Source organism: Cupriavidus sp. FW305-26, assembly GCF_058787975.1.
In genome coordinates this window covers 17,018-29,275 of record NZ_JBYTAH010000061.1, presented here as the reverse complement: position 1 = coordinate 29,275, position 12,258 = coordinate 17,018, and the positions used below count along the sequence as shown (strand labels likewise).

The following is a 12,258-nucleotide window of genomic DNA, read 5'->3' as shown; positions in this document are numbered from 1 at the left end:
ATATCGCCCGCCGGCCCGCTGGCGGCACTGGGTGGCGCCGGCCGGCCCGGCAGCGCCGATCATCAGAGCCGGCTGTGGATCACAGGCCCCTTGAACACCACCGGGCCGCTTGGCCCATCGGCGTTGGGCGAGCCGCCCGGCGGCTCGATGCTGACCGCCAGCGCGGGCACCGCCGCGGGCAGTTGCGCCAGCGCCAGCCGGGCTTCGGGTGCCCGCCCGATCACGCCGAGCGACTGCGGCTTGCCGCCCGCAGGCAGCGCCCACAACTGCAGTACCTGCTGGTCGCTCAGCGCCAGGTGATCCAGGCGGCGCACGATCAGGCTGCGTGCGCCGGCGTCCCACGACACCAGCATCGCAGGCTGGGCACGGTCGTCGTTCAGCACGGCGAGGACCTCGGCCGGCGCCGCCTGATCCTGCCGGGCCAGCTGGATGCCGATGCCGACGGCAAGCACCGCCACCATGGCCATTGCCGCCGCGGCGCCACGCCAGAACACCGGGGCCGACCACAGGCGCTGCCACCAGCCGTCCGCGGGGCGGGTGTCAGGTGCAGGGCGGTCTGGCTGGCTGGCCGGATCGGCCATTTTCCAGCCGAGGCGATCCTCGATCCCGCACCAGACCTTGTCGACCGGCTCGGCGGCCGCCTGCAACTCGGCCACGCCCGCCAGCCGCGCCTGCCAGCGGTGGATCGCGGCGCGCACCGCGGGCTCTTCGCGCGCGAGTTGTTCCAGGCGTCGGCGTGCGCCGCCGCGCAGCACCCCCAGCGCGTACTGCGCGGCGATGCGGTCGAGCAGGTCGGGATGGCTGGCCAGCTTCATGCCGCGCCCTCCATGCAGCTGCGCAGCCGCTCCAGGCCGCGCCGGATCCAGGACTTGACCGTCCCCAGCGGCGCGCGCAGGCGGGCGGCCAGCTCGGCGTGGCTCAGGTCCTGCAGGTAGGCCAGCATGATGGCCTGGCGCTGCGGCTGCTCCAGGCGCTGCAGGCAGCGGTTGAGCGCGCGTGCCTGCTGGCTGGCATCGGCCAGCTCCGCGGGCCCGGCGGTGTCGTCGGCCAGCCATTCGCCCAGGTCTTCGTCAAGCTCGACCGTCTGCCCGACGCGTGCCGCGCTTGCCCGGCGCAGGCAGTCCAGCGCGCGGTTGCGCACGATCGCGGTCATCCAGGTCATCGGCGCGGCCAGGTGCGGCCGGTAGTCGCCGGCGTGGTGCCAGATGCTGACAAAGCTTTCCTGCACGACATCCTCCGCCCAATCGCGCCTGCCAGTGATACGCAGCGCAAGGCCAAACAGTTTCGTCGCGGTGAGGTCATAGAGGCCGCGCAGCGCCTGCCGCTCGCCGATGGCCACGGCCTGGAGCAGGGCCGCAAGCCGCTCGGCGCCGGGCGGCGCGGCGTAGGTTTCGGCGGAAGGTGACACCGGAGAGGGGGGCACCGGGGCGTCTCGCGAAAGGGTGTTGCCGGATTATAGGCACGACCTTGCATCCGATTGGCCCCGGCGTGCGTATCAGGTGGCAGGCGCACGATGGCGGCCCCGGGCTGCGGGCCGCGGCGCCGTTGATCCCACACTGGAGAACATCATGGAACGCATGCGCACCACTGCGGTCACGACAGATCCGACCGATTCCCTTGACCGCATTGTGACCGCGCCCGATGCGCGCCGCCGCGGGCTGCTCAAGGCGCCGGGGCTGTTCGCGCTGGGCTCGCTCGCCGTCATCAGCCTTGGCGAGTCCATGCCGGCCTGGGCGCAGACCCAGTCGGGCAGCACCAGGGACGACATCAATATCCTGAACACCGCGCTGGGACTGGAATACCAGGCGATCGCGGCCTACCAGGTGGGCGCGGAAAGCGGCCTGCTGCAAAAGCCGGTGCTTGCCACCGCGGTCAAGTTCCAGGACCACCACAAGGCGCACGCGCAGGTGCTGGCCGGGACGGTGTCAAAGCTGGGCGGCACCCCGGTGGTGGCGAAGAAGGCGTCGGAATACACCTTCCCGACTGACAAGCTGAAGACCCAGGCCGATGTGCTGCGCTTTGCCGCGGGGCTGGAGAAGGGCGCCACCGCCGCCTACCTGGGCGTGCTGCCGAACTTCCACAACCGCGAACTGACCCGCGCCGCCGGCAGCATCCTCGGGGACGAGGCGATGCACTGGGCGGTGCTGCTGCACGCGCTGGGTGAGGATCCGGTGCCGGGGGCGTTTGTGGGGTGAGGGGTCAGACTGGCGCCATTTGAAAGAGCTGCCGCCCGATGTGGACGCGCCCCTCTCCCGCACGCGGGAGAGGGGCGCAAACCGGCAGCACTCTGACGCCAATCAGCCCGTATTGCGCAGGCCCGCCGCGACCCCGTTGATGGTCAGGTGGATGCCGCGCCGCACCCGGATGTCGTCGCCATCCTTGCCCGAGCGGTAGCGTTTCAGCAACTCAACCTGCAAGTGGTTGAGCGGGTCGAGGTAGGCAAAGCGGTTCTTGATCGAGCGCGCCAGCAGCGGGTTGTCCGCCAGCCGTTCCTGGTGGCCGGTGACCAGCGTCAGCATCTCGCAGGTCAGGTGCCATTCCTTGCTGATGCGGTTGAACACGGTGCGGCGCAGGGCCGCGTCATCGCACAGCTGGGCGTAGCGCGAGGCCACGGCCAGGTCGGTCTTGGCCAGCACCATGTCCATGTTGGACAGCAGCGTCGAGAAGAACGGCCAGGTCTTGACCATGCGGCGCAGCGTGGTCACGGCCAGCTTGCGCGCCTTGTCGTCCGGCGCGGTGTCCAGCAGCGACTTGACCGCGCTGCCGAAGCCGTACCAGCCCGGCAGCAGCAGCCGGCACTGGCCCCACGAGAAGCCCCACGGGATTGCGCGCAGGTCTTCGATGCGGCGGTTCTTCTTGTCCATCAGCTTGCGCGAGGCCGGGCGCGAACCCAGGTTCAGGTCGGCGATCTCGGTGATCGGCGTGGTGGCGAAGAAGTAGTCCTTGAAGCCCGGGGTCTCGTAGACCAGGTCGCGGTAGGCGGTGAAGGCTCGGTCCGACAGCTGCTGCATCACGGCCTCGAACATGTCGAGGTCCTTGGGTGCGTTCTGCTGCGGCAACAGCGAGGCTTCCAGCGTGGCGGCGACCACCGTTTCCAGGTTGCGCCGGCCGATCTCGGCGTTGGCGAACTTGCTGTTGATGATCTCGCCCTGCTCGGTCAGACGGATCTGGCCGTTCACCGTGCCCGGCGGCTGCGACAGGATGGCCTGGTAGGTCGGGCCGCCGCCGCGGCCGACGGTGCCGCCGCGGCCGTGGAACAGGCGCAGCTTGACCTGGCGCTGCTCGAACAGCTGCACCAGCTCCAGCTCGGCCTTGTACAGCTCCCAGGTGGAAGTCAGGAAGCCGCCGTCCTTGTTCGAGTCCGAGTAGCCAAGCATCACTTCCTGCTCGACGCCATGGTGCGCGATCACCGAGTCGAAGCCCGGCAGGTCCAGCAGCGACTGCATGATGCCGGCGGCGTTGCGCAAGTCCTCGATGGTCTCGAACAGCGGGATCACCATCAGCTCCATGCGCGCCGGGTCGGTCTTGCTGCCCAGCGTGCCCTGCAGCATGCCGGATTCCTTCTGCAGCAGCATCACTTCGACCAGGTCCGACAGCGTCTCGGTGTGCGAGATGATGTAGTTGCGCGCAATGCGCTTGCCATAGCGCGCGCGCAGCTCGCGCGCGGCGGCGAAGATCGCCAGTTCCTTGCGGGTCTGCTCGGAATACTCGTGCCACGGCAGCGTCAGCAGGCGCGGCTGGCGCAGTTCGGCCAGCAGCAGTTCCAGCTTGCGCGCCTCGGGCAGGGCGGCGTAGTCGGGGGCGATGCCGGCGGCGGCGAACAGCTCGGCGATGACCGCCTCGTGCACGTCCGAGACCTGGCGCATGTCGACCGATGCCAGGTGGAAACCGAACACGCCGATGGCGCGCGCCAGCGCTTCGATACGGCCATTGGCCAGCGCCTGGCCATGGTTGGCGCGCAGCGAGTCGACCACCACCTGCACGTCGGCGGCAAAGGCCTCGGCGCTGTCATAGGGCTCGGCCGGCGCCACCGGGCGGCGCGGCACGGCATGGCCGGTCAGCGTCTTGCTGGTTGCGGCCAGGCGCGCGTAGATGCCGATCAGCGCGCGGCGGTAGGGTTCGTCGGCGCGATGCTCGGAGTGGTCGGGCGAGCGCTCGGCCAGCGCCAGCAGTTCCGGGCTGGCGTCGACCATCAGCGTCGACATCGACAGCTCCGCGCCCAGCGCATGGACTTCATCCAGGTACCAGTCGATGATCATCTGCCCCTGCTGGCTGGCGGCATGCTCCAGCGTCTCGGCGGTGACGTTGGGGTTGCCGTCGCGGTCGCCGCCGATCCAGGAGCCCATCTGCAGGAACGGCGCCAGCGGCGCCGGCTGCGCGCCCGGAGTGCCCTTGCGCTTGCGCGTGGTCGGGAACACCGCGGCGATGTCTTCTTCCAGCTCGCTCATCAACTGCGGGATGCCGCGCAGGAAACAGGTGCGGTAGTAGGACAGGGCGTTTTCGATCTCGTCGGCCACCGTCAGGCGCGAATCGCGCAGCATGCGGGTCTGCCACAGCGTGGTGACCTTGGCGCGCAGCTGCGCGGTGTTGTGGTCGCGCTCGCGCGCGGTCATCGGCAGGTCGCGCTCGGCCAGCAGGCGGGCGATCTCGCGCTCGGCGTCGAGAATACTCTTGCGCTGGACTTCGGTCGGGTGCGCGGTCAGCACCGGCACGATCAGGGCCTCGTCCAGGAACTTGCGCAGCTGCTTGCCGGTCACGCCGGCGGCGTCGATCGCCTCCAGCGCGTGGGCCAGGCTGCCCGCCTGCGGCGGCGAGCCGGCCAGCGCGTGCACGCGGCGGCGGCGGTTGTGGTGCTGGTCCTCGGCGATATTGGCCAGGTGCGAGAAATAGCTGAACGCGCGCACGACCTGGTTGGTCTGGTCGCGCGACAGGCGCTTGAGCAGGCGGTCCAGCTCCGCGCCGGCGGCGCGGTCGTTCTCGCGGCGGAAGCGCACCGCGGTCTGGCGGATGGTCTCGACCACCTCGAAGGCGGCGTCGCCTTCCTGTTCACGCAGGCATTCGCCCAGCAGGCGGCCCAGGAAGCGGATGTCCTCGCGCAGCGGCACGTCCTTGTCGGCGGTGCGGCGGGCGGTGGGGGCGATGGTGGTTCCGTTGCTCGACACGATGGAAAGCTTGGGCTTGGGGGAACGTTTGGTCCCGCTGCGGCTGGCGGGGCGTTTCGGTTCGGCGGCGGATGCGCCGTTTGCGTCACCCTGGGCGGCGCCGAGGGCAGGGCTTTGGTCTTTCGCAGCCGGGGCGGTCCGCCGGCCGTTGGGGCGCGCAGCATGCTGCGTCATGCAATCTCCTCGTTCTGCTTCTAGCTTATCTATTGGTGCGGAGGGACTATTGGGTCGCGTGCTACCATTGACGCATGTCGTCTGCCACCCTGTCTTCCTCTACCGCTGTCGTGTCTCGCAATCTTCCGCAAAAGCTCGTCATTGCCTCCCGAGAGAGCCGTCTGGCCCTGTGGCAGGCAGAACATGTGCGTGCTGCATTGCAACAATACTATCCCGCGTGCGACGTGTCCATTCTTGGCATGACCACGCGCGGAGACCAGATTCTAGACCGTACGCTGTCCAAAGTCGGCGGCAAGGGTCTGTTTGTCAAAGAACTGGAGTTCGCGATGGACGAAGGCCGGGCGGACCTGGCGGTGCATTCGCTCAAGGATGTGCCGATGGAGTTGCCCGAAGGCTTCGCCCTGACCGCGGTGATGGAACGCGAGGATCCGCGCGACGCGCTGGTGTCTTCCGCCTACGCCTCGCTGGACGAGATGCCGGCCGGCACCGTGGTCGGCACCTCCAGCCTGCGCCGTGAGGCCGCGCTGCGCAGCCGCTATCCGCAGTTGGTGATCAAGCCGCTGCGCGGCAATCTGGACACGCGGCTGGGCAAGCTGGATCGCGGCGAATACGGCGCCATCATCCTGGCCGCCGCCGGCCTCAAGCGCCTGGGCCTGGGCGAGCGCATCCGCGCGCTGATCCCGATCGAGGTGTCGCTGCCGGCCGCAGGCCAGGGCGCCCTCGGCATCGAGATCCTGGCCAACCGGCCTGAACTTGCGCAATGGCTGGCGCCCCTGAACCACCAGCCGACGGCGCTGGCCGTGAGCGCCGAGCGCGCCGTGTCGCGCATGCTGGGCGGCTCGTGCCAGGTGCCGCTGGCCGCCCATGCGCGCTGGGAAGGCGATCAGCTGAAGCTGGACGCCTTTGTCGCCTTGCCCGATGGCACGCGCGCCATCCGCGCTGCCGCGTCCGGACCGGCAGTTGACCTGGCTGCTGCCGAAGCGCTTGGCCAGGCCTGCGCGCGCGACCTGCTGGCGCAGGGTGCCGAAGCCATCCTCGCGGCACTGGCCGATTCTGGCGATCCCGCCGGCTCCCAAGCTCCTGCCTGAGGCTGCCCCATGCCCAGCCCGACCGTCGTTGTCACACGACCCGCCGGGCAGTCCCGGCAACTGACCGAGGCGCTGCAGGCCGCGGGCCTGGACGTACTCAGCTTTCCCTTGCTGGGCATCGGCCCGGCCGTTGACGACGCGCCGCTGCGCGCGGCGCTGGCGCGGCTGAACACCTTTGCGCTGGTGGTCTTTGTCAGTCCCAATGCCATTGCCTACGCGCTCGACGCACTGGCCGGCGTGCAGGGCGTGGCCCAATGGCCGGTGCAGGTGCCGGTGGCGGTGGTCGGGCCGGCCAGCGTCGCGGCCCTGGCCGAGCGCGGCATCGCGCCGCCCGCGTGCCGGGTGATCGCGCCCGCGGGCGCTGCCGCAAACGGGCAGGGCCCCGATGACGCCGCACCGGAGGCCGAAGCGCTGCGCTTCGACTCCGAGGCCCTGTGGGCCCGGCTCGATCCCGCCGCGCTGGCGGGCAAGCCGGTCCTGATCATCCGCGGCAACGGCGGGCGCGACTGGCTGGGCGACCGCCTGCGCGAGGCCGGCGCCCAGGTCGAGGCCGTCGAGGCCTACCAGCGCACGCTGCCCGAACCCAGCGCCATGCAGTGGCAGGCCGTGCGCGACAACCTGCGTCCCGGCGCGGCGCCGCATGCGTGGCTCCTAACCAGTTCTGAAGCGGTGCGCAACCTTGACGCGCTGGCACGCCAGCATCTGTCGCCTGAGGAAGACGCTGCCCTGCGGCAGGTGCAGTGCATCGCGCCGCATGCGAGAATCGCCGAACAGGCGCTGGCGCTGGGCTTCCCCCATATCCTGCGCGCCGCCCCGGGCGATGCCGGCCTGCTGGCGGCGTGCCTGCAGTGGGCCGATGCCCATGCCGGTCCCGCGCCGGCAAGCATGGCCAGCGCGTCAATCGAAGCCGGCCCGCCCAGCGCCACAGCCGAAGCGCCGCTGGCCCCCGTGCCGGACGCAGCAGTTCCCGCAACGTCAACGAAGGTCGAACGCGTGACGCAAGAAACCACGTCCTCCTCCGCTACGCCGCCGCCCACGGCGGCCTCCGCAGCATCGGCGCAAGCAGCGTCCGCGCCGGGCCCCGCTACCCCCGCTGCTCCCAGTGCAGCCTCACGGCGGTCCGCTGCGTTGTGGGCGCTCGTCGCCGTGCTGGTGGTGGCGACGGCTGGCGGCTTCTGGTGGCTGCAGCAGCGCGTTGACCACCTGACCGGCGAGCTGGCGCGCCGCCAGCAAAGCAACGATGCGCTGGTGCAGGAGTCGCGCGTGCTGACCCGCAACGCGCAGGACACGGTCAAGGAACTGCAGGCCAAGGTCGGCGCACTGGAGAACCAGGTCGGAGAGACCCGAGACAAGCAGGTGGCGCTGGAACAGGTCTACCAGGACCTGATGCGCAACCGCGACGACTGGGAAATCGCCGAGATCCAGCAGTTGCTGACCAGTGCCGGCCAGCAACTGCAGCTGACCGGCAACGTGCAGGTGGCGCTGGCCGCGCTGCAAAGCGCCGACGCGCGCCTGGCGCGCGCCGACAAGCCGCAATACAACCTGCTGCGCCGCGCGATCGCGCGCGACGTCGCGCGCATGAAGGCGGTGCCCGACACCGACCTGACCGGCGCTGCAATTAAACTGGACGAGGCCATCAACCAGGTCGACTCACTGCCGCTGCTGTCCAGCGAACGCATGCTGGAGCGCAGCGAGGCCGACGCCCGCAAGGGTGCCGCGGCCAACGGTGCCAGCGCGCCGGCCGCCGCCAACGGCGCGGGCCCGGGCTGGTTCACGCGCCTGTGGGATTACCTGCGCGAAGAACTGGCGCAGGTGGTCCGCATCCGCAAGGTCGACGACGCCGAGGCGCTGCTGCTGTCTGGCGACCAGGGCTGGTTCCTGCGCGAGAACGTCAAGCTGCGCCTGCTCAACGCGCGCCTGGCATTGCTGTCGCGCAACGAACCCGTGTTCCGCAACGACCTGGCCGCCGCGCAGGCGATGATCAGCCGCTATTTCGATACCAAGTCGCGCCGGGTGCAGGGGGTGCTGACGCTGCTGCGGCAGGCGCAGGCCGGCGCGGTCACGGTGCAGCTGCCCACCATGTCCGAAAGCCTGGGCGCGCTGCATGCCCTGAAGAAGGAGTAAGCCCATGCGCCTTCTGTTCTGGGTTGCGGTCCTGTTTGGCGGCGCCGTCGGGCTGGCCCTGTTCACGCAGTTCAACCACAGCAATGTGGTGCTGTTCTATCCGCCGTATCGCGTCGAGCTGTCGCTGAACCTGGCGCTGGCCTTGCTGCTGTTGCTGTTCTTCGTGGTGTGGACGGTGATGTCCACCGTCCGCCATCTGGCCGACATGCCGCGCCGCGCCGCCGCCTACCGCGAGCGCAGCCGCATGAGCAAGGCACAGGCGGCGCTGCGCGAGTCGATCGAAAACCTGTTTGCCGGCCGCTTCGCCCGCGCCGAGCGCGCCGCGCGCGAGGCGCAGTCCTGGGACGACCAGGCCCAGACCGCCGCGCTGATCGGCGCCCGCGCCGCGCACCGGATGCAGGAAACCGAGCGGCGCGACGCCTGGATGGCGCAGGTCACCGACCCCGAGCGCGAGCAGGCGCGGCTGGTGTCGATGGCCGAGTTGCTGGTCGATGCCCGCGATGCCGACGGCGCGCTGGAGACCATCGCCCAGCTGCAGTCGCAGGGCGCGCGCCAGATCCACGTGCAGCGCATCGCGTTGCGCGCGCACCAGCACCTGAAGAACTGGACCGAGGTGCTGCGCCTGGCGCGCTCGCTGGAAAAGCGCAACGCGCTGCATCCGGTGCTGGCGCTCCGGCTCAAGCAGATGGCCGTCGAAGCCATGCTGGAGGAACGCCGCCACGACGCCGACGCGCTGACCGAGTTCTGGCGCTCGTTGTCCGCCGACGAGCGCCGCGCCACCCGTATCGCCGAACCCGCGGCGCGTTACTTCGCGGCGCTGGGCCGGCAGAACGAAGCCCGCCGCATCATCGAAGACGCGCTCAAGGTCAACTGGGACAGCCGCCTGGTGCTGCGCTATGCCGATTGCGCCGTTCCAGGCCACGCGCTGCCGCAGATCCAGCAGGCAGAGAAATGGCTGGCCGCGCATCCCGCGGATGCCGACCTCTATTACACGCTGGGCGTGCTATGCCTGGGCGAGAAGCTATGGGGCAAGGCCCAGTCCAGCTTCGAGCGCGCGCTGAAATATGCAGAGCCCGACCAGCAGCGCCGCCTGCGCGTGCGCACGCACCTGGCGCTGGCGCGGCTTTTTGAGGAAACCGAGCGCTTCGACGACGCGCAGCGGCATTATCGCGAGAGCGCGATGCTGGCGGCCTGAGGATTTCAGGCTGCGCGTAAACTAACCGATTGTGTGCTCCCTCTCTCCCGCAAGCGGGAGTGGGGTGCACCGACCGCAGGCAAACTGCGGCAGCAATCCGGCCTGCCACCCAGCAGCCGCGTCACCATCCATCCCTACCACCATCCATTCCATGACTCTCGACCGCATCCTCCAATCCCAGGGCTTTGGCACGCGCCGGTACTGCGGCGACCTGATCGCCGCCGGGCTGGTCGAAGTCAACGGCGAACTGTGCGAAGACCCGCGCGCGCAGTTTGAAGTCGACGGCCTGCGGCTCACTGTAGACGGCGAGGAATGGCTGGCCTGCACCAAGGCCTACCTGATGCTGAACAAGCCCACCGGCTACGAATGCTCGCAGCGCCCGCGCCATCATCCCAGCGTCTACAACCTGCTGCCGGTGCCGCTGCGCCAGCGCGAGGTGCAGGCCGTGGGGCGGCTCGACCACGACACCACCGGGCTGCTGCTGCTGACCGATGATGGCCAGTTCATCCACGCCCAGACCTCGCCCAAGCGCAAGGTGCCCAAGATCTATGAAGTGACGACTGCCGAGCCGGTCACGCCGGAGCAGGCCGAAGCGCTGTGCAGTGGCGTGCAGCTGCTCGACGAACCGGCGCCGATCGCTGCGGAAGCGTGCGAGATCACCGGCGAACGCAGCCTGCGGCTGACCCTGGTGCAAGGCAAGTACCATCAGGTCAAGCGCATGGTGGCGGCGGCCGGCAACCATGTCAGCGCGCTGCATCGCAGCGCCATTGGCGGCCTGCGGCTCGATCCGGCCCTGGCCGAAGGCGAGTGGCGCTGGCTGACGGCGCAGGAGCTGGCCGCACTGACCCGCAAGGATTGAGCCAAACTGCAACCCCAGACCGTGGCCGGGCGCTCATTGCTGCACTGCAGCGTCCGCCAATCTTTTCCGGAAGACCCCCGGCGATTTGATAAAATGCAAGGCATGGCGAAGCCCGAAGCACCTATCAATCTGACCAATCAGTTCCTGATTGCCATGCCTGGCATGGCTGATCCGACCTTTTCGGGTTCCGTCGTCTATATCTGCGAACACAATGAGCGTGGCGCGCTCGGGCTGGTGATCAACCGGCCCATCGACATCGACATGGCCACGCTGTTCGACAAGATTGACCTCAAGCTTGAAATCCAGCCAGTCGCGCACCAGCCGGTCTACTTCGGCGGCCCCGTGCAGACCGAGCGCGGCTTTGTGCTGCATGACCCGGTGGGCGTCTATGTGTCGTCGCTGGCCGTGCCCGGCGGGCTGGAGATGACCACCTCCAAGGACGTGCTCGAGGCCGTGGCCAACGGCAGCGGCCCGCACCGCTTCCTGCTGACGCTGGGTTACTCCGGCTGGGGCGCCGGCCAGCTGGAGGAAGAGCTCAGCCGCAACGGCTGGCTGACGGTCCAGGCCGACCCCGAGATCATCTTCAGCGTGCCGCCCGACGATCGCTTCGCCGCCGCCATCCGGCTGCTGGGCATCGACTTCACCATGCTGTCCGGCGAGGCCGGGCATGCCTGATGCCGTGGGGCGTGAACTGCCCCGCGACGGCACGGTCCTGGCATTCGACTACGGCGAAAAAAAGATCGGCGTCGCGCTGGGCAACTTCATCACGCGCGAGGCGCGTGCGCTGACCATCCTCCCCAATATCACCGTGGAAGGCCGCTTCGAGGCCGTGGCGGCGCTCATCCAGGAGTGGAACCCGGTGCAGCTGATCGTCGGCATGCCGGTCAACCCCGAAGGCGGCGAGCAGCCCTCGATGAAGCTGGCGCGGCGTTTCGGCAACCAGCTCAATGGCCGCTTCGGCCTGCCGGTGGAGTGGGTGGACGAGCGCTATACCTCGCGCGCCGCGTCGATGGCCGGCGCCCGCCGCGGCGAGCTCGATGCCGAGGCCGCCCGCATCATCCTGCAACAGTACTTCGACCAATTCCCGCTATGACGCAGATTTCCGTTCCCGACGCCGAGTCGCTGTACCGCAAGCTGCTGGACCAGGCCCAGGCGTTGATCCCCGAGGCCGAGCGCGCGCGCTGGTCGGTGGCCGGCATCTACTCAGGCGGCGCGTGGATCGCCGCGCGGCTGGCCGCTGACCTGAAGCTGCCCGAGCATGGCGTGATCAACGTTGCCTTCCATCGCGACGACTATGCCAAGAAGGGCCTGCACAGCCAGGCCCAGCCGACCACGCTGCCGTTTTCGGTGGATGACCGCAACATCCTGCTGATCGATGACGTGCTGGCCACCGGCCGCACCATCCGTGCCGCCGTCAACGAGCTGTTCGACTACGGCCGCCCCGCGCGCGTGGCGCTGGGCGTGCTGGTCGACCGCGGCGGGCGCCAGCTGCCGATTGCCGCCGACCTGACTGCCGCCGAGATGGCGCTGCCGCCTGGCACCACGCTGGTGCTGTCGCGCCAGGGCGAGGGCGCCGGCGCGCAATTCGCGTTTGCGACCGAACCTACCGATTCCGCCACCGGCTGAACCGGCCCGAATGCCCCAGGCGCGCCGTGC

11 protein-coding genes are annotated in these 12,258 nt (G+C 69.4%); 8 read left to right on the top strand and 3 right to left on the bottom strand.

Annotated features, from left to right (window positions below; genetic code table 11):
- Positions 1 to 62 precede the first annotated feature (62 nt).
- Complete coding sequence (locus tag AC3WQZ_RS27005; protein ID WP_010813836.1) at positions 63 to 815, bottom strand: anti-sigma factor; 753 nt, start codon at positions 813 to 815, stop codon at positions 63 to 65.
- The gene (locus tag AC3WQZ_RS27000) at positions 812 to 1,408 is read right to left on the bottom strand and encodes a sigma-70 family RNA polymerase sigma factor (protein ID WP_010813835.1); all 597 of its coding nucleotides are present in this window, start codon (positions 1,406 to 1,408) and stop codon (positions 812 to 814) included. Before AC3WQZ_RS27000 ends, AC3WQZ_RS27005 begins: the two co-directional genes overlap by 4 nt.
- 160 nt (positions 1,409 to 1,568) lie before the next feature.
- Between AC3WQZ_RS27000 and AC3WQZ_RS26995 the strand changes: the two genes are divergently transcribed.
- A complete protein-coding gene (locus tag AC3WQZ_RS26995; RefSeq protein ID WP_010813834.1) occupies positions 1,569 to 2,195 on the top strand; it encodes a ferritin-like domain-containing protein in 627 nt (208 codons plus the stop codon).
- A 102-nt stretch (positions 2,196 to 2,297) separates the two neighbouring features.
- Here the strand turns inward: AC3WQZ_RS26995 and ppc are convergent, their stop codons facing one another.
- Complete coding sequence (gene ppc, locus AC3WQZ_RS26990) at positions 2,298 to 5,336, bottom strand: phosphoenolpyruvate carboxylase (RefSeq protein WP_492292722.1); 3,039 nt, start codon at positions 5,334 to 5,336, stop codon at positions 2,298 to 2,300.
- Between the two features lie 74 nt (positions 5,337 to 5,410).
- Here ppc and hemC point away from each other — a divergent pair, with 74 nt between their 5' ends.
- The 7 genes from hemC to pyrR all read left to right on the top strand — a co-directional run bounded on the left by hemC (position 5,411) and on the right by pyrR (position 12,228).
- Positions 5,411 to 6,424, top strand: a complete 1,014-nt coding sequence (hemC, locus tag AC3WQZ_RS26985) for a hydroxymethylbilane synthase (RefSeq protein ID WP_058696729.1) — start codon at positions 5,411 to 5,413, stop codon at positions 6,422 to 6,424.
- A 9-nt stretch (positions 6,425 to 6,433) separates the two neighbouring features.
- On the top strand, positions 6,434 to 8,548 hold the full coding sequence (gene hemDX, locus AC3WQZ_RS26980) for a fused uroporphyrinogen-III synthase HemD/membrane protein HemX (protein ID WP_492301595.1): 2,115 nt from the start codon (positions 6,434 to 6,436) through the stop codon (positions 8,546 to 8,548).
- Between the two features lie 4 nt (positions 8,549 to 8,552).
- Positions 8,553 to 9,743, top strand: coding sequence for a heme biosynthesis protein HemY (locus tag AC3WQZ_RS26975; RefSeq protein WP_010813830.1), 1,191 nt, complete (start codon positions 8,553 to 8,555; stop codon positions 9,741 to 9,743).
- Between the two features lie 151 nt (positions 9,744 to 9,894).
- A complete protein-coding gene (locus AC3WQZ_RS26970; RefSeq protein WP_010813829.1) occupies positions 9,895 to 10,602 on the top strand; it encodes a pseudouridine synthase in 708 nt (235 codons plus the stop codon).
- Between the two features lie 102 nt (positions 10,603 to 10,704).
- Positions 10,705 to 11,277 (top strand): YqgE/AlgH family protein, encoded by a 573-nt coding sequence (locus tag AC3WQZ_RS26965; protein WP_010813828.1) that lies wholly within the window; start codon positions 10,705 to 10,707, stop codon positions 11,275 to 11,277.
- A complete protein-coding gene (gene ruvX, locus AC3WQZ_RS26960; RefSeq protein ID WP_010813827.1) occupies positions 11,270 to 11,695 on the top strand; it encodes a Holliday junction resolvase RuvX in 426 nt (141 codons plus the stop codon). The genes AC3WQZ_RS26965 and ruvX overlap by 8 nt, the downstream gene beginning before the upstream one ends.
- Positions 11,692 to 12,228: a bifunctional pyr operon transcriptional regulator/uracil phosphoribosyltransferase PyrR gene (gene pyrR, locus AC3WQZ_RS26955; RefSeq protein WP_010813826.1), complete on the top strand. Its 537-nt coding sequence runs from the start codon at positions 11,692 to 11,694 to the stop codon at positions 12,226 to 12,228. Before ruvX ends, pyrR begins: the two co-directional genes overlap by 4 nt.
- Positions 12,229 to 12,258: the final 30 nt, after the last annotated feature.

What these genes read in the sequence shown, in the direction of transcription:
- hemC (WP_058696729.1), top strand. Translation starts at nt 5,411, where the DNA reads ATGTCGTCTGCCACCCTGTCTTCCTCTACCGCTGTCGTGTCTCGCAAT.
- AC3WQZ_RS26995 (WP_010813834.1), top strand. Translation starts at nt 1,569, where the DNA reads ATGGAACGCATGCGCACCACTGCGGTCACGACAGATCCGACCGATTCC.
- AC3WQZ_RS27005 (WP_010813836.1), bottom strand. Translation starts at nt 815, where the DNA reads ATGAAGCTGGCCAGCCATCCCGACCTGCTCGACCGCATCGCCGCGCAG.
- AC3WQZ_RS26965 (WP_010813828.1), top strand. Translation starts at nt 10,705, where the DNA reads ATGGCGAAGCCCGAAGCACCTATCAATCTGACCAATCAGTTCCTGATT.
- ruvX (WP_010813827.1), top strand. Translation starts at nt 11,270, where the DNA reads ATGCCTGATGCCGTGGGGCGTGAACTGCCCCGCGACGGCACGGTCCTG.
- ppc (WP_492292722.1), bottom strand. Translation starts at nt 5,336, where the DNA reads ATGACGCAGCATGCTGCGCGCCCCAACGGCCGGCGGACCGCCCCGGCT.
- AC3WQZ_RS26975 (WP_010813830.1), top strand. Translation starts at nt 8,553, where the DNA reads ATGCGCCTTCTGTTCTGGGTTGCGGTCCTGTTTGGCGGCGCCGTCGGG.
- hemDX (WP_492301595.1), top strand. Translation starts at nt 6,434, where the DNA reads ATGCCCAGCCCGACCGTCGTTGTCACACGACCCGCCGGGCAGTCCCGG.
- AC3WQZ_RS26970 (WP_010813829.1), top strand. Translation starts at nt 9,895, where the DNA reads ATGACTCTCGACCGCATCCTCCAATCCCAGGGCTTTGGCACGCGCCGG.
- pyrR (WP_010813826.1), top strand. Translation starts at nt 11,692, where the DNA reads ATGACGCAGATTTCCGTTCCCGACGCCGAGTCGCTGTACCGCAAGCTG.